This is a genomic window from Achromobacter spanius, assembly GCF_039673305.1.
Taxonomy (GTDB): Bacteria; Pseudomonadota; Gammaproteobacteria; order Burkholderiales; family Burkholderiaceae_B; genus Achromobacter; species Achromobacter spanius_F.
The window spans coordinates 17,573-37,144 of sequence record NZ_JBDJLJ010000019.1 but is presented as its reverse complement, the minus strand read 5'-3'; the positions used below and the strand labels follow the sequence as shown (position 1 = coordinate 37,144).

Annotated in this window: 19 protein-coding genes and 1 pseudogene; 13 read left to right on the top strand and 7 right to left on the bottom strand. The window is 69.0% G+C overall.

What is annotated here, in order from left to right; all coding sequences use genetic code 11:
- Window positions 1-53: 53 nt before the first annotated feature.
- The 10 genes from gspG (at window position 54) to ABE485_RS16790 (ending at window position 6,539) form a co-directional block, all read left to right on the top strand.
- A complete protein-coding gene (gene gspG / locus ABE485_RS16835) occupies window positions 54-482 on the top strand; it encodes a type II secretion system major pseudopilin GspG (protein ID WP_056570063.1) in 429 nt (142 codons plus the stop codon).
- Entirely contained in the window at window positions 454-942 is a 489-nt protein-coding gene (gene gspH / locus ABE485_RS16830) for a type II secretion system minor pseudopilin GspH (protein ID WP_346516408.1), read from the top strand. Before gspG ends, gspH begins: the two co-directional genes overlap by 29 nt.
- Complete coding sequence (gene gspI / locus ABE485_RS16825; protein ID WP_346516407.1) at window positions 929-1,372, top strand: type II secretion system minor pseudopilin GspI; 444 nt, start codon at window positions 929-931, stop codon at window positions 1,370-1,372. Before gspH ends, gspI begins: the two co-directional genes overlap by 14 nt.
- 2 nt (window positions 1,373-1,374) lie before the next feature.
- Window positions 1,375-1,980, top strand: coding sequence for a prepilin-type N-terminal cleavage/methylation domain-containing protein (locus tag ABE485_RS16820; RefSeq protein WP_346516406.1), 606 nt, complete (start codon window positions 1,375-1,377; stop codon window positions 1,978-1,980).
- Entirely contained in the window at window positions 1,977-2,924 is a 948-nt protein-coding gene (gspK, locus tag ABE485_RS16815) for a type II secretion system minor pseudopilin GspK (RefSeq protein WP_346516405.1), read from the top strand. Before ABE485_RS16820 ends, gspK begins: the two co-directional genes overlap by 4 nt.
- Complete coding sequence (gspL, locus tag ABE485_RS16810; protein WP_346516403.1) at window positions 2,921-3,913, top strand: type II secretion system protein GspL; 993 nt, start codon at window positions 2,921-2,923, stop codon at window positions 3,911-3,913. The genes gspK and gspL overlap by 4 nt, the downstream gene beginning before the upstream one ends.
- A complete protein-coding gene (gene gspM, locus ABE485_RS16805) occupies window positions 3,910-4,494 on the top strand; it encodes a type II secretion system protein GspM (RefSeq protein WP_346516402.1) in 585 nt (194 codons plus the stop codon). The genes gspL and gspM overlap by 4 nt, the downstream gene beginning before the upstream one ends.
- Window positions 4,494-5,261: a type II secretion system protein N gene (gspN, locus tag ABE485_RS16800; protein WP_346516401.1), complete on the top strand. Its 768-nt coding sequence runs from the start codon at window positions 4,494-4,496 to the stop codon at window positions 5,259-5,261. The genes gspM and gspN overlap by 1 nt, the downstream gene beginning before the upstream one ends.
- A 120-nt stretch (window positions 5,262-5,381) precedes the next feature.
- On the top strand, window positions 5,382-5,672 hold the full coding sequence (locus ABE485_RS16795; RefSeq protein ID WP_346516400.1) for a hypothetical protein: 291 nt from the start codon (window positions 5,382-5,384) through the stop codon (window positions 5,670-5,672).
- Between the two features lie 276 nt (window positions 5,673-5,948).
- Window positions 5,949-6,539 carry a sugar O-acetyltransferase gene (locus tag ABE485_RS16790; protein WP_346516399.1) on the top strand — a complete coding sequence of 197 codons (591 nt, stop codon included), beginning with the start codon at window positions 5,949-5,951 and terminating at the stop codon, window positions 6,537-6,539.
- Window positions 6,540-6,592: 53 nt separating this feature from the next.
- On the opposite strand, the pseudogene ABE485_RS16785 reads toward ABE485_RS16790, so the two are convergent.
- Window positions 6,593-6,866, bottom strand: a pseudogene (locus tag ABE485_RS16785) (type II secretion system protein GspE); the annotation flags it as partial.
- Here ABE485_RS16785 and ABE485_RS16780 point away from each other — a divergent pair.
- Entirely contained in the window at window positions 6,853-7,683 is an 831-nt protein-coding gene (locus ABE485_RS16780) for a lysozyme inhibitor LprI family protein (protein ID WP_346516398.1), read from the top strand. The pseudogene ABE485_RS16785 and the gene ABE485_RS16780 sit on opposite strands and share 14 nt — an antisense overlap.
- 100 nt (window positions 7,684-7,783) lie before the next feature.
- Here ABE485_RS16780 and gspE read toward each other — a convergent pair whose 3' ends face one another.
- Complete coding sequence (gene gspE / locus ABE485_RS16775; RefSeq protein ID WP_346516397.1) at window positions 7,784-9,211, bottom strand: type II secretion system ATPase GspE; 1,428 nt, start codon at window positions 9,209-9,211, stop codon at window positions 7,784-7,786.
- Complete coding sequence (gene gspD / locus ABE485_RS16770; RefSeq protein WP_346516396.1) at window positions 9,208-11,577, bottom strand: type II secretion system secretin GspD; 2,370 nt, start codon at window positions 11,575-11,577, stop codon at window positions 9,208-9,210. Before gspD ends, gspE begins: the two co-directional genes overlap by 4 nt.
- Window positions 11,578-11,753: 176 nt before the next feature.
- Between gspD and gspF the strand changes: the two genes are divergently transcribed.
- Window positions 11,754-12,959 (top strand): type II secretion system inner membrane protein GspF, encoded by a 1,206-nt coding sequence (gene gspF, locus ABE485_RS16765; protein WP_346516395.1) that lies wholly within the window; start codon window positions 11,754-11,756, stop codon window positions 12,957-12,959.
- A gap of 40 nt (window positions 12,960-12,999) precedes the next feature.
- Here gspF and ABE485_RS16760 read toward each other — a convergent pair whose 3' ends face one another.
- The 3 genes from ABE485_RS16760 to ABE485_RS16750 form a co-directional block, all read right to left on the bottom strand.
- Window positions 13,000-13,338, bottom strand: a complete 339-nt coding sequence (locus tag ABE485_RS16760) for a P-II family nitrogen regulator (protein ID WP_006386376.1) — start codon at window positions 13,336-13,338, stop codon at window positions 13,000-13,002.
- Between the two features lie 179 nt (window positions 13,339-13,517).
- Window positions 13,518-15,584, bottom strand: coding sequence for an NAD(+) synthase (locus tag ABE485_RS16755; protein ID WP_346516394.1), 2,067 nt, complete (start codon window positions 15,582-15,584; stop codon window positions 13,518-13,520).
- A 97-nt stretch (window positions 15,585-15,681) separates the two neighbouring features.
- Window positions 15,682-17,049: a mechanosensitive ion channel family protein gene (locus ABE485_RS16750; RefSeq protein WP_346516393.1), complete on the bottom strand. Its 1,368-nt coding sequence runs from the start codon at window positions 17,047-17,049 to the stop codon at window positions 15,682-15,684.
- Between the two features lie 137 nt (window positions 17,050-17,186).
- Here ABE485_RS16750 and argH point away from each other — a divergent pair, with 137 nt between their 5' ends.
- Entirely contained in the window at window positions 17,187-18,608 is a 1,422-nt protein-coding gene (argH, locus tag ABE485_RS16745; RefSeq protein WP_346516392.1) for an argininosuccinate lyase, read from the top strand.
- Between the two features lie 57 nt (window positions 18,609-18,665).
- On the opposite strand, the gene ABE485_RS16740 is transcribed toward argH, so the two are convergent.
- A complete protein-coding gene (locus tag ABE485_RS16740; protein ID WP_346516391.1) occupies window positions 18,666-19,556 on the bottom strand; it encodes a LysR family transcriptional regulator in 891 nt (296 codons plus the stop codon).
- Window positions 19,557-19,572: the final 16 nt, after the last annotated feature.

Here is a 19,572-nt window from a genome sequence, read left to right as displayed (position 1 = left end):
TCATATTTCATGTCCACAATCCCGGGCTTCAACAGATAGACCGGAGTTGCAAAGTGCGTCAGTTACCGCGTGGGCTTGCCCGCCAGCAGGGCTTCACCCTCATCGAGATCATGGTGGTGATTGTGATCATGGGGATCCTGGCGGCGCTGGTGGTGCCGCGCGTGCTGGACCGCCCCGACCAGGCCCGCCAGGCCGCCGCGCGCCAGGACATCGGCGGCATCATGCAGGCCCTCAAGCTCTACCGCCTGGACAACGGCCGCTACCCCACGACGGCCCAGGGCCTGCGCGCCCTGGCGCAAAAGCCCGACGGCGTGGCCAACTGGCGCGGTTACCTGGACAAGCTGCCCAACGACCCCTGGGGCCATCCCTACCAATACCTGAGCCCCGGCGTCAAAGGCGACGTCGACGTCTTCTCGTTCGGCGCCGACAACAAGCCCGGCGGAGAGAGCGGCGATGCCGACATCGGCTCCTGGGAACTCTGAGCGCGGCTTCACGCTGGTCGAAGTGCTGGTGGTGCTGGTGATCGTGGCCATTGCCGCCAGCATGGTGAGCCTGTCCATCGGCCGCGGCGACAACCGCCTGCGCGGCGACGCCGAACGGCTGGCCGACGCGTTCACGGTGGCGCAGAGCGAAGCCCGCAGCGACGGCCGTCCCATCCGCTGGCTCGCCAACGGCCAGGGCTGGTCCTTCGAGCGCCAGGGCCGCGCGCCCGGCCCCACCGCGCAGGAAGACATCCCCGTGCCCGCCGACCGGCTGGAGCGCGACGAGGTGCTGCGGCCGCAGGCCTGGTCGGCGAGCCCGGTCCAGTTGCGCCTGGACCCGGACCGCCCACTGGTCTTCAACACCGAATGGGTCGCCGCGCCCATGACGCTGACGCTGAGCGCGGGCGACGTGCGCGTCACGCTGCAGCGCGACGCCGCGGGACGCTATGACATCCGCTGAACGCTCCGCCCGACGCCCGCGCGCGCCAGAGGCAGGGGCTGGCTTGCCGCGTCCGCCCCGTCGCGAGCGCGGCTTCACGCTGATCGAAGTGCTGGTGGCGCTGGCCATCATCGCCGTGGCGATGGGCGCGGCCCTGCGCGCCACCGGCGTCATGGCGTCGAACAATCGCGCCCTGCAGGACAAGGCGCTGGCATTGCTGGCGGCGCAGAACGCGTTGACGCAGTTGCGCCTGGACCAGGCCCTGCCGCGCGCCGGCTCCCAGACCGTGCCCTGTCCGCAGGGCGGCCTGGCGCTGCAGTGCGAACTGGTTTTCACGAATTCCATGAACCGCAGCTTCCGCCAGGTCTCGGTCAAGGTTCACGACGCCGCGTCCCCGCGCGAAGGCGCCGTGCTGCTGCAACTGGACGGACTGCTGTCCAGCCTGCGATGACGATGCGCCGTTCCCCGAAATCCCAGGCCGGCTTCACGCTGATCGAAGTGCTGGTGGCGCTGGCGCTGATGGCGCTCGTCAGCCTGATGGCCTGGCGCGGCCTGGCCAGCGTGTCCGGCGCGCGCGACCTGATCGCCGCGCAGGCCGAGGACACCGACGCCATCGTCCGCACGCTGGGCCAGATGGCCCGAGATATCGAGCTTTCATACACCGGTCCGGCCTTCGACTCTCCGGGCCTGGACGCCGTGGCCTTCACCAGCGGACTGCGCCTGCTGACGCGCGCGACGGGCGGCCAGACCCTGGAAATCCTGCGCCCGGATCCCGACGGCAACGGCTTGTGGCAGCGCGTGCAGTGGCAGGTCCGGACCGACGGCCTGTGGCGCGCCAGCGGCCCTTCCGCGCCGCGCAGTCCCCTGCCCGCGGCCACGGACGGCGCGCTGCTGCTGCCCGGCGTGCGCACGCTGGCCGTGCGCGCGTGGGTGCCGGGCGCCGGCTGGGTGGACGCCAACGCGTCCTTCGCGGCGGCCCCGACCGGACTGGAGATCACGTTCGAACGGGGTTCGCCCGGCGACCTGCGGCGCTACACGCGCATCCTGGAGCTGCCATGACGCCCGCTTGCGCGCGAGGCCGCCGCGAACGCGGCGCGGCGGTCGTCAGCGCCCTCATCATCGTGGCCATCGTCGCGGCGCTGACCACCAGCCTGGTCCAGCGCCAGACCGCCAGCACGCGGCGCGTGGAAAACGAACTCGCGCGCGTGCAGGCGCGCGCCATGCTGGCGGGCGGCATCGACTGGGCCCGGCTGGTCGTGCGCGACCATGGCCGGCGCGAACCCACCACGCGCGGCGACCAGATCTGGGCCACCCCGGTGCTGGACACGCGCATCGAGCGTCCGGGGGACGACCGCGTCGCGGTGTTCTCGGGCGGCGTGGAGGACGAGCAAGGCAAGTACAACCTCTACAACCTGGCGCGCAACGGCGTGCCCCAGCCCGAACAGGAAGAGGTGCTGCGCCGCCTGCTGAACACGCTGCAGCTGCCCGACACCCTGGCCGCGCGCATCATCGACATCGTGGCGTCCGCGCAGCCCCCCGTGCAGGCCGCCGACGCCCCGACCACGCCAGCCAACACGCCCCAGGCCCGCGCGCCGCTGCCTCGCGGCGTGGACGAGGTCGCGGCGCTGCTGGGCCTGGAGCCGCCCATGCGCAACGCGCTGCGGCGCACGATGACGCTGCTGCCCGCGGCCTCCAGCGTCAACGTCAACACGGCGCCCGCCGAAGTCATCGCCGCGCTGGTGCCCGGGCTGTCGCTCAGCCAGGCGCGCGCCATGGCGGGTGAACGCGACCGCGGCAACTGGTTCAACAACACCGGCGATTTCGCCAACCGGCTGGCGGGCACGGGCGTCAAGACGCCCGCGCCGTCCGTTGCCACCAACAGCGGCTGGTTCCTGGCCAGCGGCACCGTGGTCTACGAACGGGCTCGCGTCTCCATGCAGGCGCTGGTGCGCAGCGCCCCGCCGGCCGCGCCCGACACGATCTGGACGAGAGAGATTCCTTGAAGAACACCCTGCGCATCGCGCTGCCCCCGCTGGAAGAATTCGGCGCCGATTCGCCCCTGGCCTATGCGTGGTTCGACCGCCGCGGACGCTGCACGCGCCAGGGCGAACTGGCGCTGCGCGCCATGGGCCACGCCTGGCCCCAGGCCGCCTGCGAAGCCGTGCTGCATCCGGCCGACGTCATCGCCGCCACGGTGCAGATCCCGGCCGTCGCGCGCGCCCACTTCGGCGCCGCCGTGCGCGGCGCGCTGGAACCCCTGGTGCTGAGCGACCTGGACGCGCTGGCGGTGGGCCACGGCCCGCGCGCCGCGGACGGCGCCGTCGCGCTGGCCTGGTCGCCGAAGGAACCGGTGCGGCGCGCCTGGGGCCTGCTGAGCGAACAGGGCCTGCGGGTCCGCGCGCTGATCGCGCCGCAAACCCTGGCGCCGGCATCGGACGCCCCCGTGCGCGACCCGGCCGACCCGCGCTGGCTGGCGCCCTCGCCGCCCTGGTCCCTGGCCATGCCGCAGCTCGCGCCGGCGCGCGCATCCCGCTGGCGCCCGGCCTGGCGCTGGACCGCGCTGGCCGCCGTCGTGTGGATCGCCGGCCTGAACCTGTACGCGTCCCAGCTGCGCGGCGAGGCCGACGCCCTGCGCAACGGCATGCGCGAACAGGTGCTGGCCGCCTTTCCCGACCTGCCCGTCGTGCTGGACCCGGCGCGCCAGGCGCAGCAGGGGCTGGACGCGCTGCAGGCCAATCGCGGCGCGGCCAGCGCCGGCGCCTTCCTGCCGCTGGCGCGCGCCGCCGCCCAGGCCCTGCCCTTCGCCGCCGACAAGGTGGCGCGCCTGACCTATGCCGACCAGGCGCTCACGCTGCAACTGGCCGACGCCGGCCCGCAATCGCAACGCGTCGCCGAAACGCCCGCGCTGGTCCAGCAGGCCGCCGCCCTGGGACTGAAGCTCGAGCGCGGCGAATCCGACAACACCTGGCGCATCGTGCGCAGCCAACCATGAAAACGCTCCACCGACTGCAAGCCGCGTGGCTTTCGGCCCGCAAGCCCCTGGACCCCGCGCTCGCGCGCGCCCGCCAGCGTTACCAAGCGCTCGCCCCGCGCGAACGCCGCCTGGTGAGCGGCGCCGCCCTGCTGCTGGGCGCGGCGATCGTCTTCGTCGGCCTGATCGAACCCGCCCTGAACACGGTGCGCAAGCTGCAGGCCGAACTGCCCGGGCTGCGCACCCAGGCCGCCGCCGTGGCCGACCTGACAGCGCAGGCCAGGGCCCTGCGCCAGCGCGCCGCCGCGCCCGCCGCCGCCCTGCCCGCCAAGGCCGAGCTGGCCGCCAGCCTGGAGCGCGCCGGCCTGCCTGCCGGGCAATGGACGCTGGAGGATGCTGAGGCAGGCGGCGTGGCGCTGTCGCTGGACCAGGCGCCCTCGTCGGCCCTCATGCGTTGGCTGGACGGCGCGGGCCGCGACTGGGGCCTGGCGATATCGCAGGTGGACCTGACGCGGGCCGCCAACGCGAACGGGCGGCCGCTGCCGGGACTGGTCAACGGCAAGGTTGTCCTGACGCCGCCGCCCGCTGCCGGGAGCCGTTGATGCCCTTGCGTCTTCCCTTTCCGCGCCGCGCCGGACTATGGATGGCCGGCGCCCTTTGCGCCGTCGCGGCGGGCGCGGCCGTCCTGCCCGCGCGCTGGCTGCTGGCCGCGCTGCCCGACGATGCGCCCGTCACGCTGGCCGATGCCAGCGGCACGCTGTGGCGCGGCAGCGCTCTGATCGCGCTCGGCGCCCCGGGCGCGCGGCGCGTGCTGCCGCAGGCCGTGCAATGGCAATGGCGCTGGGACGCGATGGCCCTCGACATCTCGCACCCCTGGCTGCAGGGCACGCTGCGCGCGCGGCCCGGATGGAACGGGCTGGCCGTGCCGGCCCAGTCCCTGCGCGTACCCGCGTCGGTCCTGCCCGCGCTGGGCGCGCCCTGGAACACGCTCGCCCCGCAAGGCATGCTGGAAATCAACTGGCAGCCGCTGCGCCTGGGCGCCCCGCTGCCGCCGGGACCGGCCGTGGACCTGCGCTGGCGCAATGCCGGCACGGCGCTCACGCCCATCACGCCGGTGGGCACCTATCTGCTGCGGGTGCAAGGCGGCGGCAAATCCGGCGCGACGCTCGCCCTGAGCACCGAGAGCGGGCTGCTCGACGTCAAGGGCCAGGGCAGCGCCAGCGGACGCGGCCTGAGCTTTCAGGGCGAAGCGACCTTTTCCCGTACCGCCAGCGAAGCGGACCGTGCCGCCTTGGACGGTTTGATGTCGACGCTCGGCAGGCGGTCGGGGGACACGGTGACATTCGGGACGGGTGCGTCCCAGCGATAGGCGGGGCAGCCGATCAGGGGTTTGACACGCCCGAGTTCGCCGCGCCGTCGGGGACGCATCGAGGCGGCTGACACGGAGCAACGTAAAATGTCGGCCTTCCAGCCTTCACATGCTTTCTTTATGAACCTTGACCTACTGCGTAGCGAATTTCCCAACTTCGACATCACCACCCTGCCGCCCCTGCCCGACGGGTATTTCGACACGTCGAGCTACTTCGATGCAGCGCCTTCATTCGAGAACGCGGAGCGCGGCTTGAAAGTGTATGTCGACTACGCCAACTATGCCGACCGCGAATCCGGCAGGAGCCAGCGCTTCTGTGTTTCGCGCTACGACGAGGAAGCCGGCGACTACGAGGACGTCGCCCTGTCGACCAACGATTGGGCCGAAGTCACGCGCTTCCTGACCGCCTGAACGTCCTCGCCGGCGGCGATCGGTTTCCGCTCCGATCGCCGGGTGATCGACCCCGCGACCTCTTGCGCATGCGGGGTCTTTCTTGATTGCGACGGCGTTCTGCGCTTCTTTTCGGCGCAGGGCTGGCACCCGGATGCACATTGCAGATGCCTGCGTCGCAATGGCGCAGCGGCATGGTTTGAACTGGATTGGCAGAGACGATGCGGGGATAGCGGAACGAGTCGAATTTGAGCGAAACTTCCGAAGAACCAGACCGACAAGAATCTGTTTGAAACCATGCCCAATTCGAAACCTGAAAGCCTGACCAAAATAGTTTCGCGGAGAACGCCAGAATCGGCGGCAATGGTGGCGAGCGTTAAGCGTGCCATGTCCATAACTCCAGTGCTCAATCGGTTGACGTACGCCGATGCAGAAGAAATTCGCGCTGTCTTCAGCGAGCTTATTGGCACCGTGGTGGATGACGGCTTTTCGCTCATCCCGCCGTTTTATACGACCGGGGGAGAGAACATTCGCCTCGGACGCAATGTTTTCATCAACCAGAATTGCACAATGTACGATCTTGGCGGCATTGACATTGCGGATGACGTGATGATCGGGCCTAACGTAAGCCTCATCACCTCGGGCCATCCTCTAGATCCAACACAGCGTCGTGCTTGCGTGATCGCTAAGCCCATCACAATAGAGCGAAATGTGTGGATCGCCGCCGGCGTAACAATCATCGGCGGTGTAAGAGTGGGTGAAAATTCGGTTGTCGCAGCAGGCTCAGTCGTAACCCGGGATGTCCCGGCAAACACGTTTGTAGGCGGCAATCCCGCACGAGTCATTCGGCCAATTGGTGAAGACGTCGAGAGAGTCGACGGTAGCTAGGAGCGAGGGCACCAAAGCAGGTGCGACGTCCATTCCTTGCCGGGAGCAGTCCCTCATGCGTCCCGCGTCACCCGCAGGATTTCCTCCGTCGACGTCTGCCCCATCCACCCAGCGCTGCCCGTCCTCCCGCATGCTGCGCATGCCGGACGCGGCCGCAGCGCGGCTCAATTCCCGCTCGTCGCTGCCTTCATGGATCAGCCTGCGCGCCTCGTCGTCCACCGTGAACAGTTCGTGGATGCCCGACCGCCCGCTGTAGCCGGTGTGGTTGCAGGCCTCGCAGCCCACCGGGTGGAATACCTGCACGCCGTCCAGCATGGACGGCGCCTTGCGTAATAATGTTGTCAGACTGCAATTCCCCTGCCTGTGGCCGGCAGAATTGCAGTCTGACACTTGTATTTCTCAAGCTGTTTTTTCCCCCTGCATTGCGCGAATTCTCGCTATCATCCGCGACACCATGCTGACTAAAAATACACTCCCTGCCGCCTGCGCCGCGGTGCTGTGCGCGCTTTCCATGACCGCCACGGCGGCGCCGGAGGCCTTGCCTTCGTTCGACTGCGCCAAGGCGCGCACGGGAGCAGAAAAAGCCATCTGCGCGAACCCGCAACTCGCAGCGCTCGATTCAAGCATCGCCAAGCGCTACAGCGAAGCGCGCAAATCCCTGGACTCCATCACGGCCGAAGCGTTGTCGCGCGACCAGCGCTATTTCATCAAGGTGCGCGACGACGCCTTCGAGAAGCCGTTCGACAAGGACAAACCGATCGAGGAACTCGTGAGCCGCCTGAAATACCGGGACGCGTTTCTCGCCTCGCTGGACTTGGCCGAACGCAAGGGCTTTACCGGCAGATGGCGCAACCTCTCCGGCGAGATCACGCTCTGGAAGAAGCCCGACGGCGACATCCTGTATGAAGGTTCGGCCGCACAGCCGCACGACGGGCGCTGGTCGTGCAACGTGGAGGCCGCCGGCAAGGCCAAGGGCGAGCGCCTGCAGGTCAAGAGCGTCGACACCAAAGGCTGGGTACTGAACCTGCAACGCCAGAGTGATGGGCTGGTCGTCGAGGAACAGCCGCCCGGCGCAGTTTCATCCGGTCCGCCCTACTGCGGCACCAACGGAACCTTGGCCGGCACGTTCTTCCCGATACGCTGAGCGATGGCCGAAACGAGTGCCAGCGCGTAGTGGCGGCGTTTGAGCAGCGGCCGAGTTCAGTCACTCGGATAACGCGTTGTGGTGAGCAGTCCCCCGAACGCTATGCGTCCCGCGTCACCCGCAGGATTTCCTCCGGCGACGTCTGCCCTCCATCCACCCAGCGCTGCCCGTCCTCGCGCATGCTGCGCATGCCGGACGCGGCCGCGGCGCGGCGCAATTCCCGCTCGTCGCGGCCTTCATGAATCAGCCTGCGCGCCTCGTCATCCACCGTGAACAGCTCGTGGATGCCCGACCGCCCGCTATAGCCGGTGTGGTTGCAGGCCTCGCAGCCCACAGGGTGGAACACCTGCACGCCGTCCAGCATCGACGGCGCCTTGCACGCCGGGCACAGCTTGCGCACCAGGCGCTGCGCCAGCACGCCCAGCAGTGACGAGGCCAGCAGGAATGGCTCCACGCCCATGTCCGTCAGGCGCGTCACCGCGGACACCGCGTCATTGGTGTGCAGCGTGGCCAGCACCAGGTGGCCGGTCAGCGAGGCCTGCACCGCGATCTGCGCGGTTTCCAGGTCGCGGATTTCGCCGATCATGATCACATCCGGGTCCTGGCGCAGGATCGCGCGCAGCGCCAGCGCGAAGCTCATGTCGATCTTGGCGTTGACCTGCGTCTGGCTGATGCCGGGCAGGTCGTATTCGATGGGATCCTCCACCGTCAGGATGTTGCTGGTGGACGCATCCAGCCGGCTCAGCGCCGCGTAGAGCGTCGTGGTCTTGCCGCTGCCGGTCGGGCCGGTGACCAGCACGATGCCGTGCGGCTGGCGGATCAGCCGGTCCAGCCGTTCCAGCACGCCGGCGCTCATGCCCAGTTTCTCCAGCCGCAGGCGGCCGGCTTCCTTGTCCAGCAGGCGCAGCACCGCGCGTTCGCCATGGCCGGTCGGCAAGGTGGACACGCGCACGTCGATGGGCCGTCCGCCCACGCGCAACGCGATGCGGCCGTCCTGCGGCAGGCGTTTTTCGGCGATGTCCAGGTGCGCCATGATCTTGATGCGCGAGATCAGCGCCGCGTGCAGCGCCTTGCGCGGCGACACCACGTCGCGCAGCGTGCCGTCCACCCGGTAGCGCACCACGGAATGCGTTTCGAAGGGCTCGATGTGGATGTCGCTGGCGCCGTCGCGCGCGGCCTGCGCGAACAGCGCGTTGATCATGCGGATCACCGGCGCGTCGTCCTGCGCTTCCAGCAGGTCCGCCACTTCGGGCATGTCCTGCAGCAGCCGGTCCAGGTCGATTTCGTTCTCGGCCACGCCCATGACCGAGGCCGCGTCCTCCGAATGGCTGTAGGCCGCGGTCAGCAGCGTTTCCAGCGCCTCATCGTCGACCTGCGCCAGCGCGATGTCGCCATGGCAGCGCCGGATCTCGCGCACCGCCCAGTCGGGCGTGCGCGGGCTGACGGTCAACTGCGCCTGCCCCCCGCGCAGCGACAGCACCGCGCGCTGCGCGCGGGCCCAGGCATAGGGCAAGGGATGCGTGCTCACAGCAGCGTCTCGGGGTCCACGGCCACCGTCATCATGACCGGCCGGGGCGCGCGGATGGGCTGCTGGGCGGGGGCCGGCGGCGTGCCGGGATACTGGCGCACGGCGAAGGTCTCGACCGTCGCGGGCGGCGGGCGGCGCAGGGTCTGCGCCTGCTGCTCGGGCCGCAGGTCGTACGCGTTGTTCGACACCGACGGCGCCGACCCCGGCAGCGGCAGCATCGGCGCCTGCATGTCGGGCAGCGCCCAGTGTTCGCGCGGCTGCACGGCGCCCTGCGCGCGGCGCATGTAGTCGTAGCGGTCCATCGTGACGCTGGCGCTGCGATTCGCGTCGCGCACCACGTAGGGACGCAGGAACACCATCAGGTTGGTCTTGGTGCGCTTGCGCGTGTCGTAGCGGAACAGCGACCCGATCACCGGCAGCGAGCCCAGTCCCGGCACGCTGTTGGAGGTGAGCGTCACGTTGTCCTCCAGCAGCCCGCCCAGCACGATGATCTGGCCGTCGTCGATCAGCACGCTGGTGTCGATGGCGCGCTTGTTGGTCACGATGCCGGTGGTGGAGTTGGAGCGGCTCTCGTCGATGCTGCTGACTTCCTGGTAGATGTCCAGCTTGACCGCGCCGCCTTCGGAGATCTGCGGGCGGATGTTCAGCTTCAGGCCCACGTCCTCGCGTTCGATGGTCTGGAACGGATTGGAACTGCCGTTGCTGCCCGAGGTCACGTACTGCCCCGTCACGAACGGCACCGTCTTGCCCACCAGGATGCTGGCCGACTGGTTGTCCAGGGTCAGCAGGTTGGGCGTGGACAGGATGTTGGCTTCACCCGTGTTCTGCATGGCGCGCGCCAGCACGCCCAGGTTGATGACCTCGTTGCCCAGCACGTCTACCGTGCCCTTGACCACGCCCAGGCTCAAGCCGCCGCCCAGCGCGTCGATCGAGGTCGGGCCGTTGCCGGTGATGCCGCTGCCGCCCAGGTTCGTGCCGCCGATGAAGCTGGTGCCGTTGCCGTTGATGTTGCCCGCGCCGGTCATCCACTGGATGCCGAATTCCGCGGCCTTCTCTTCGCTGACTTCCACGATCAGGCTTTCCACCAGCACCTGCGCGCGGCGCTGGTCCAGCTGGTCGATCACTTCGCGCAGGCTGCGGTACAGCGGCTCGGGCGCCGAGATGATCAGCGAGTTGGTCGCCGGGTCCGCCTGGATCGTGGCGCCGCCCGCGGAATACGACACCGCCTGCGATGAATTGTCTTCGCGCGAGATGCGTTCCTGCTCGCCGGACAACCCGCTCTTGGACGAGCCCGACAGGCTGGACATGCCCTGCCCCGCCTGGCTGGACGTGCTGGCCGACGTGTTCTGCGCCCGCGCGCCGCCCTGCGCGCCGCCGCTGCTGCTGCTTGCGCCGGGCGCCGCGCCAGGCGCGGAATTGGCCTGGCCGGTCAGCAGCCCGCCCAGGACCTCCGCGATGCGCGTGGCCTGCGCGTTGCGCATGTAGACCACGTGCAGGTTGCCGGCGCGGTTCTGCTGCGCGTCCAGCTTCAGGATCAGGTCGCGGGCCAGGCGTGTGCGCGCGGGGCTGCCCGAACGCACCAGCACGCTGTTGCTGCGCGGGTCCGCCACCACGGCGATGCGCTGCGTGGGATCGCTGCTTTGCGTATCCAGCAGCTGCGAGGCAAGGATGGCGATGTCGGTCGCGATGCCCGACTGCACCTGCACCACGTCCGTGTCGATCGAGCTGGGCACGTCGATGCGCGCGATGACGGCCGCGATGCGCTCAAGGTTGTCGGCGTAGTCGGTCACCACCAGCGTGTTGTTGCCGGGATACGCGTTGATCGGGTTGTTCGGCGGCACCATGGGGCGCAGCACCGGCACCAGGTTGGCGGCGTTCTCGTACTTCAGGGGGAACACGCGCGTCAGCATTTCGCCGCTGTTGCCGCCGCCGCTCTTGGCAAACGCCGACACGGGAACGGGCGCCCTGCCCGCGGCCACGGGCGCGCCGGACGCGGGCTTGCCGCCGCCCACCACCGCGCTGCCCTGCAGCTTGGCGTCGGCTTCGGGCACCACGCGCGTCACGCCGTCCACGTCGACGATGGCAAAGCCCTGCAGGCGCAACGCGCCGGTCAGCATCGCCAGCGCCTGCCCGCTATCCACGGGGCGGTCGGACACCAGCGTGAGCTTGCCCTTGACGCGGGGATCCACCAGGAAGTTGCGCTGCGTGAAGAGGGACAGCGCGCGCAGCACGGCGGGGATGTCGGTGTCGACGAAATTCAGGCTGACGCGATTGTCGGCCTGTTGTGCGTGGGCCGTGCTGGCGACCGGTCCGAGTTGGCTTGCGGCAAGCAGGAAGGCAAGGCTGAATTGCGCGATGTGACGCATGACGAGATAGGGGCCCGAGACGTGAAGTCGAGTGAAAAAACGTGAAAGCGCGTCGGAGTATACGGGGTGTGACTGCAACATCCCGGTCATAATCCGAAGGCAAGGTAGCGGGCTGGAAACCCTTTAAATTCGGGGCTCTTGGCGATTTCGCCGGGTGCCTTCGCTTTATTACAGCCATGCCTTCCTTCCGTTATGAAGCCACCGACGCGCTCGGCAAGATCGTGCGCGGCACGATCGACGCCGACTCCGAGCGCGGCGCCCGCAACCAGCTGCGCGGACGCGGCCTGCTGCCGCTGTCTACGGCGCTGGCGGCGCGCGCCGAAGGCATGGGCGCGGCCCTGCGCACCCGCCTGTCGGACGCCGACCTGGCATGGCTGACGCGCCAGCTTGCAAGCCTGCTGGCCGCGCGCCTGCCGCTGGATGCGGCGCTCAGCGCCACGCTGGAACAGGCCGAAAAAAAGCACATCGCCGCCACCCTGGGCGGCGTGCGCGATGACGTGCGCGCGGGCCATCGCCTGTCGGCGGCGCTGGCCTCGCGGCCGCGCGATTTCCCCGAGATCTATCGCGCCCTGATCGGCGCGGGCGAGGAATCCGGCGACCTGGCGCAGGTGATGGAAAAACTGGCGGACTACATCGAGGAACGCAACACCCTGCGCAGCAAGGTCATGACGGCGTTCATCTATCCGGCGGTGGTGGCCAGCGTGTCGGTGATCATCGTGGTGTTCCTGCTGGGCTATGTGGTGCCGCAGGTGGTGTCGGCCTTCAGCCAGGCCAAGCAGGAACTGCCGATGCTGACGCGCGCGATGCTGGCCCTGTCGGACTACGTGCGCGAATGGGGCGCGGTGACCGGCATCGCGGTGGTGGCCGCCATTGCGCTGTGGCGCTACACGCTGCGCGCGCCCGCGGCGCGGCGTGCATGGCACGCGCGCGTCCTGCGCCTGCCCCTGGCCGGGCGCTTCGTGCTGGGCGTGAACGCCGCGCGCTTCGCGTCCACGCTGGCCATTCTTTGTGGCAGCGGCGTGGCTCTGCTGACCGCACTGGAGGCAGCGCGCCGCACGCTGGGCAATGACGTCCTGCGGCTGGCGGTGGACGAGGCGTCGGCGCGCGTGCGCGAAGGCGCCGCGCTATCGGCGTCGCTGGGCGCGCAGAAAGTGTTTCCGTCGCTGCTGGTGCACCTGATCGCCAGCGGCGAGAAAACGGGCCGCCTGCCCGAGCTGCTGGACCGGGGCGCGCAGAACCTGTCGCGCGACCTGGAACGGCGCGCGATGGCGATGACGGCCCTGCTGGAGCCTGCGCTGATACTGCTGATGGGGGGATTCGTCCTGCTGATCGTGCTGGCGGTGATGATGCCGATCCTGGAGATGAACCAGTTGATCAGGTAGGACCGCGGGCCGCGCCGAAAGGCGGCCCGCCAGGGAGGGATCAGAGCGCCTCTTCGTCGCTCTCGCCGGTGCGGATGCGGATGGCTTGTTCAACCGGCGTCACGAAGATCTTGCCATCGCCGATCTTGCCGGTGCGGGCGGCCTTGACCACGGCTTCGATGGCGGCTTCGACCTGGTCGTCGGGCAGCACGACTTCAACGCGGATCTTGGGCAGGAAGTCCACCACGTACTCGGCGCCGCGATAGAGTTCGGTGTGGCCCTTCTGGCGGCCGAAACCCTTGACTTCGGTGACCGTCAGGCCGCTGACGCCGACTTCCGCCAGCGCCTCGCGGACTTCGTCGAGCTTGAAGGGTTTGATGATGGCGGTGACTTGTTTCACGTTGGTCGTCCTGGTTTTTTGATCTGTTGCGGCGCCCTGGCCCGGCCGGGCGCAATGAATAAGAGAATACCACCGGCAAGGCCGGGGTACGCCCCCCGGCCCCGGGAAAAACGCGCCGCGCCTCGCGCGGCGGGAGCGCTTTCCGGAAGGCCGCCCCATCTTGGGGCAGGCCCGTCCCGTCAGTTCCCCGGCGCCTCGTCCGGAATGCGGTCGGCTTCCCGCAGCCACACCACCGATTGGGAATCGCTGGGCGCGCGCCAGTCGCCGCGCGGCGACAGCGAACCGCCGGACCCGACCTTCGGCGCGTTCGGGACGCAGGTGCGCTTGAACTGGCTCAGGCGGAAGAACCGGTCCAGGAACAGCTTCAGGTTGCGCTTGATGGCCGCCAGGTCGTACTGGTTGCGCACGACGTGCCCGGCCTCGGGCCAGGCGCCGGCCTCGCGGTCGCGCCAGGCCGTCCAGGCCAGGAAGGCGACCTTGGTGGGTGCAAACCCGTAGCGCAGGGTGTAGAACAGGTTGAAATCCTGCAGCTCGTAGGGCCCGATGGACTCTTCGCTCTTCTGGACCGGCTTGTCGTCCGCGCCGCCGGGCACCAGCTCGGGGCTGACGTCCGTTCCCAGCACGTCCAGCAGCACTTCGGCCCCCTCGTCGCCCAGGCGGCCGGACTCGGCCACCCAGCGCACCAGGTGCGTGATGAGCGTCTTGGGCACGCTGGCGTTGACGCTGTAGTGCGACATGTGGTCGCCCACGCCGTACGTGCACCATCCCAGTGCAAGTTCGCTGAGGTCGCCCGTGCCGATCACGATGGCATTGCTGAAATTGGCAAGGCGGAACAGGTGGTTGGTGCGTTCCCCGGCCTGCACGTTCTCGAAGGTGATGTCGTAGACCGGCTGGCCGTCCGCGTAGGGATGCCCCAGGTCCTTGAGCATCTGCAGGCAGCTGGGGCGGATGTCGATTTCAGAGGCCGTGCAGCCCACCACCGCCATCAGCCGGCGCGCCTGCTGCAGCGTGCGGGTGCTGGTGGCAAAGCCCGGCATCGTGACGGCCAGGATATTGGAGCGCGGCAGGTCCAGGGAATCCATGGCCTTGGCGCATACCAGCAGCGCGTGCGTGGAATCCAGGCCGCCCGAGATGCCGATGACGACCTTTTTCATGCCGCTGGCCGACAGGCGCTGCGCCAGGGCCTGCACCTGGATGCTGTAGACCTCTTTGCAGCGTGCGTCGCGGCGCTGCGGATCGGCCGGCACATAGGGAAAGCGCGCCACGCGCCGCTCGAGCGCCAGTTCGGCGTCTTCCAGCGGCGGATTGACGGATACGGCCACGCGGCGGAACTTGCGGACTTCGTCCTGGTGGCGGCGCACGGACTGGCCGAAGGTGCTCTGGCGCATGCGCTCGCGCGACAGGCGTTCCAGGTCCACGTCCGAGAACAGCAGGTGCGAATGGCTCAGGAAGCGTTCGGATTCGGCCAGCAGCTCGCCGTTTTCGTAGATCAGCGCCTGGCCGTCCCAGGCCAGGTCCGTCGAGGACTCGCCCCGCCCGGCCGACGTGTACATGTAGGCCGACAGGCAGCGCGCCGACTGCTGCGAAACCAGCTGGTGGCGGTATTCGGCCTTGCCGACGACGATGTTCGAGGCGGACAGGTTGACCAGCACCGTGGCGCCGGCCAGCGCGGCGAAGGACGACGGGGGGATGGGCACCCAGACGTCTTCACAGATTTCGACGTGGAACTGGAACAGCGGCAGCTGTTCCATCTGGAACAGCAGTTCGGCGCCGAAAGGCACGGTCTGGCCGAACAGGCTGATTTCCGACGCGGTGGCGCAATCGGCGGCGCTGAACTGGCGCGCTTCGTAGAATTCGCCGTAATTGGGCAGGAAGCTCTTGGGCACCACCCCCAGCACGCGCCCGCCCGCCGCCACCACGGCGCAATTGAAGAGCTGGTGGTCCACGCGCAGCGGCGCGCCCACGATGAGGGCGATATCGAGTTCGGCCGTGGCCTCGACCACCTGGGCCAGCGCGGCCTCGCAGGCGTCAAGCAGGGCCTTCTGGTGAAAGAGGTCGTCGCAGGTGTAGGCCGACAGGCCCAGTTCCGGAAACGCCGCCAGCACCGCCCCGCCCTGGGCCGCCTGCTGCGCCAGCGCGATGGTCTGCGCGGCGTTGTAGGCGGGATCGGCCACGCGGCACTCGGGCACGCCAACCGCGACCCGGGCGAAGCCGTGGGAATACAGGTTGAAAAACGGGTTCGACATCGGGTCTATCGCCTAGGAATCAACCGGGCGATTATCTCACGGCGCCCGGCCCGCGGCGCCCCGGGGCCGTGCCTGGCGCCGGCGGCGCTCCGCCTGCCTAGCGCGGCATCTTGCCGTCGGTCAGGCCGCGTTCGAACGGCACGGCCGGCGTTCCGTCCAGGGCCGGCCCCTGCCGGTCGCGCTCGGCGGCCAGGGCGGCCTGGACGGCGCCGTCGCGCAGGTAGCTGCCCATGGCGCCGATGTCCGCCCCGGACGGCTGCTGGTACAGCCGCAGGCCCAGTTCCGGCAGGATCGCCAGCAGATGGTCGAAGACGTCGCCCTGGATGCGCTCGTATTCCACCCAGGCGGTCACGGCGGTAAAGCAGTAGACCTCGATCGGGATGCCCTCGGAGGTGGGCTCCATCATGCGCACCATCATCGCCATGTCCTGGCGGATTTCCGGATTCTGCTTCAGGAAGGCCAGCGCGTAGGCGCGCAGGGTGCCGATGTTCGTGAGGCGCCGCCGGTTGGCCGGCACGCTGGCCAGTTCGCCCATGGTCTGGTTGGCCTGCGCGATGTCCTGGGTCTTGGTCTGGAGGTAATCGTGCAGCAGGCGGAACCGCATCAGGCGCTGCGCTTCCTCGTCGGTCAGGAAGCGCACGCTGGCCGCGTCGATGCGGACCGTGCGCTTGATGCGCCGCCCGCCCGATTCGAACATGTGCCGGTAGTTGCGGTAGCTTTCCGAGAACAGCTTGTAGGTCGGCACGGTGGTGACCGTGTTGTCCCAGTTCTGCACCTTCACGGTATGCAGCGCGATATCCTTGACGAAGCCGTCGGCGTTGCACTGCGGCATTTCGATCCAGTCGCCGATGCGCAGCATGTCGTTGCTGGTGAGCTGCGTGCTGGCCACCAGCGACAGCAGCGTGTCTTTGAACACCAGCAGTAGCACCGCCGACAGCGCGCCCAGGCCCGAGATCATCCACAGGGGGGAGCGGTCGATCAGGATGGAAAGCACCAGGACGGTGCACACCGCCATCAGGATCAGCTTGCCGATCTGGATGTAGCCCTTGATGGAGCGGGTCTGCGCCCGCGTGGTGGCCGAATAGGTGTCCTGCCAGGCGCTCAGCACCCCGGAAAACGCCACGAACACGCAGATCCACGCGCCGGCGTGCGCCAGCCGGCCGACGACCGCGACCGCCCGTTCCGAATGCGGCACCAGGTCGATGCCGATCGACACCACCGCGAACGGCACCGCGTACCAGAGGTTCTGGTACGCGCGGCGGCGCTGCAGCGCCTTGTCCCAGTCGCCGTGGCCGCTGACGACCAGCAGCCGGTGCGCCAGCAGCAGGACGACCCGCGCGACGACCCATTGCACGAACAGCGCGGTCAGGATCAGCACGCCGATCCCGATCAGCGTCTGGGCCCAGGCCTCGCGCGGCAGGTGGGTGTCAAGTTGGGTGACTAGCTCTTCCCATTCCAGGGGCATAGGGTCCGTGCTCGCTCTAAGGTCTTGAAATCCAAGCGTGGATTATCCGACAAGTCGCGCCCGCGCGAGGTTCCGGCCCCGCATAACCGGGGCCGCCTTCGCCCGGCGCGGCGCGAGGCCCTATAATTCCGCCCATCATGGCAAAGACTCCCTCCCCCGATCAAAACCAGTTCGCCAACAAGGCGCAGGCCTGGTCCGCCCGGTTCTCCGAGCCGGTTTCCGAACTCGTCAAACGCTACACGGCGTCCGTGGATTTCGACAAGCGCCTGGCGCGCCACGACATCCAGGGTTCGCTGGCGCACGCGGACATGCTGGCCGCCCAGGGCATCATCGGCGCCCAGGACCTGGCCGACATCCAGCGCGGCATGACGCAGATCCTGTCCGAAATCGACGCCGGCAGCTTCCAATGGCTGCTGGACCTGGAAGACGTCCACCTGAACATCGAAAAGCGCCTGGTGGAACTGGTGGGCGACGCGGGCAAGCGCCTGCATACCGGCCGTTCGCGCAATGACCAGGTCGCCACCGACATCCGCCTGTGGCTGCGCGACGAAATCGACAACCTGCAAAACCTGCTGCGCCAGCTGCGCCACGCGCTGGCCACGGTCGCGCTGGAAAACGCCGGCACCATCATGCCGGGCTTCACGCACCTGCAGGTCGCCCAGCCCGTCACGTTCGGCCATCACCTGCTGGCCTACGCCGAAATGTTCGGCCGCGACGCCGAGCGCCTGGCCGATTGCCGCCGCCGCGTGAACCGCCTGCCTCTGGGCGCCGCCGCCCTGGCCGGCACGTCGTTCCCGATCGACCGCGAACGCGTCGCCAAGACGCTGGGCTTCGAAGGCGTGTGCCGCAATTCGCTGGACGCCGTCTCCGACCGCGACTTCGCCATCGAATTCTGCGCCGCCGGCGCGCTGATCATGACGCACGTCTCGCGCCTGTCCGAAGAGCTGGTGCTCTGGATGAGCCCGCGCGTGGGCTTCATCGACCTGGCCGACCGCTTCTGCACCGGCAGCTCGATCATGCCGCAAAAGAAAAACCCCGACGTGCCCGAACTGGCCCGCGGCAAGACCGGCCGCGTCAACGGCAACCTGGTCGCCCTGCTGACCCTGATGAAGGGCCAGCCCCTGGCCTACAACAAGGACAACCAGGAAGACAAGGAAGGCCTGTTCGACACGGCGGACACGCTGCGCGACACGCTCACGATCTTTGCGGACATGGCCGGCGGCATCAAGGTCAAGGCCGACAACATGCGCGCCGCCGCCCTGCAGGGCTTCGCCACCGCCACCGACCTGGCCGACTACCTGGTCAAGCGCGGCGTGCCCTTCCGCGACGCCCATGAAGTCGTGGCCCACGCCGTGCGCGACTGCGAACAGCGCGGCTGCGACCTGGCCGACCTGTCCACCGCCGAACTGACCGCCTACCACGCCAGCATCACCGAAGACGTCCATCAGGTGCTGACCCTGGAAGGCTCCGTCGCCGCGCGCAAGCACGTGGGCGGCACCGCCCCCGAACGCGTGGCCGAAGAGGCCCGCCGCGTCCTGGCGGAAACGGCTGAAGGCTGATTCCGTCCCGGCTCGCGCCGTTTCTGCAAGGCCCCCTTTCCGGGGGCCTTGTCGTTTCTAGCCCGCCAAATAGGCGTCCAGCTCCCGGGCCAGCGCATCGAACACGCCCGCCACCCGCTTCACCCGCCGCAGGTCGCCGTGCATGGCGATCCACACGTCGACGTCAAAGCCGATTTCCTGCTCCAGGACGGGCACCAGCCCCAGCGGCCGCGCAAGCTGGCCGGGACAGACGCCGAAGCCCAGCCCCGCCTTCAGGGCGGCGAACTGCGCCACGTGATGGTCGCAGGCCACGGCAAAGGCCTGGTCGGGATCGATGACGCCGTGCTCGGCCAGCGTGCGGCGGTCAGCCAGGCGACGATCCGGTCCGATCATCGGCAGCCCGCGAAGCTGCGCGCGCGTTTGCGGCAGCCCATGGGCCCGGATGCAGCCGGGCGCGGCGTACAGCCCCACCCGCAAGGCGCCGGTGCGCCGCGCGACCACATTCGCTTCGCTGGGGCGCTGCAGCCTGACCGCGATGTCGGCCTCCTGCCGGGGCAAGGCCTCCAGCCGGTCCTGCACGCTCAGTTCCAGCCGCACCCCGGGCATGGCCTGGCGGACCCCCAGGAGCATCGCCGGCAGCACCTCGACGCCCAGCAGTTCGCTGCTGGTGACGCGCACCACCCCTTCGGCCGCGTCCGCGCCAGCCCCCGCCCGCCGGCTGAAGGCGCGGGCCGCCACGTCCATGGCTTCGACGTGGTCGCTCAGTTCGCGGGCCGCGTCCGTGGGCTGCAGGCCGGCGGGCGTGCGCAGGAACAGGCTCACGCCTACACTGGCCTCCAGCTTTTCGATGCGCCGGCGCGCCGTGGCCTGGGCGATGTTCAGCAGCCGCGCCGCCCCGGACAGGCTGCCGCTGCGCAGGACGGCAAGAAAAACGCGCTGACTTTCCCATTCAAGAGAATCGATGCTCATACAAAACCTGCTAACG

Bases quoted from the DNA above. Each gene is read 5' to 3' on its own strand.
- gspH (WP_346516408.1), top strand. From the start codon at position 454: ATGCCGACATCGGCTCCTGGGAACTCTGAGCGCGGCTTCACGCTGGTC.
- gspI (WP_346516407.1), top strand. From the start codon at position 929: ATGACATCCGCTGAACGCTCCGCCCGACGCCCGCGCGCGCCAGAGGCA.
- ABE485_RS16820 (WP_346516406.1), top strand. From the start codon at position 1,375: ATGCGCCGTTCCCCGAAATCCCAGGCCGGCTTCACGCTGATCGAAGTG.
- gspK (WP_346516405.1), top strand. From the start codon at position 1,977: ATGACGCCCGCTTGCGCGCGAGGCCGCCGCGAACGCGGCGCGGCGGTC.
- gspM (WP_346516402.1), top strand. From the start codon at position 3,910: ATGAAAACGCTCCACCGACTGCAAGCCGCGTGGCTTTCGGCCCGCAAG.
- gspN (WP_346516401.1), top strand. From the start codon at position 4,494: ATGCCCTTGCGTCTTCCCTTTCCGCGCCGCGCCGGACTATGGATGGCC.
- ABE485_RS16795 (WP_346516400.1), top strand. From the start codon at position 5,382: ATGAACCTTGACCTACTGCGTAGCGAATTTCCCAACTTCGACATCACC.
- ABE485_RS16790 (WP_346516399.1), top strand. From the start codon at position 5,949: ATGCCCAATTCGAAACCTGAAAGCCTGACCAAAATAGTTTCGCGGAGA.
- ABE485_RS16780 (WP_346516398.1), top strand. From the start codon at position 6,853: ATGGACGGCGCCTTGCGTAATAATGTTGTCAGACTGCAATTCCCCTGC.
- gspD (WP_346516396.1), bottom strand. From the start codon at position 11,577: ATGCGTCACATCGCGCAATTCAGCCTTGCCTTCCTGCTTGCCGCAAGC.
- gspF (WP_346516395.1), top strand. From the start codon at position 11,754: ATGCCTTCCTTCCGTTATGAAGCCACCGACGCGCTCGGCAAGATCGTG.
- ABE485_RS16755 (WP_346516394.1), bottom strand. From the start codon at position 15,584: ATGTCGAACCCGTTTTTCAACCTGTATTCCCACGGCTTCGCCCGGGTC.
- ABE485_RS16750 (WP_346516393.1), bottom strand. From the start codon at position 17,049: ATGCCCCTGGAATGGGAAGAGCTAGTCACCCAACTTGACACCCACCTG.
- argH (WP_346516392.1), top strand. From the start codon at position 17,187: ATGGCAAAGACTCCCTCCCCCGATCAAAACCAGTTCGCCAACAAGGCG.
- ABE485_RS16740 (WP_346516391.1), bottom strand. From the start codon at position 19,556: ATGAGCATCGATTCTCTTGAATGGGAAAGTCAGCGCGTTTTTCTTGCC.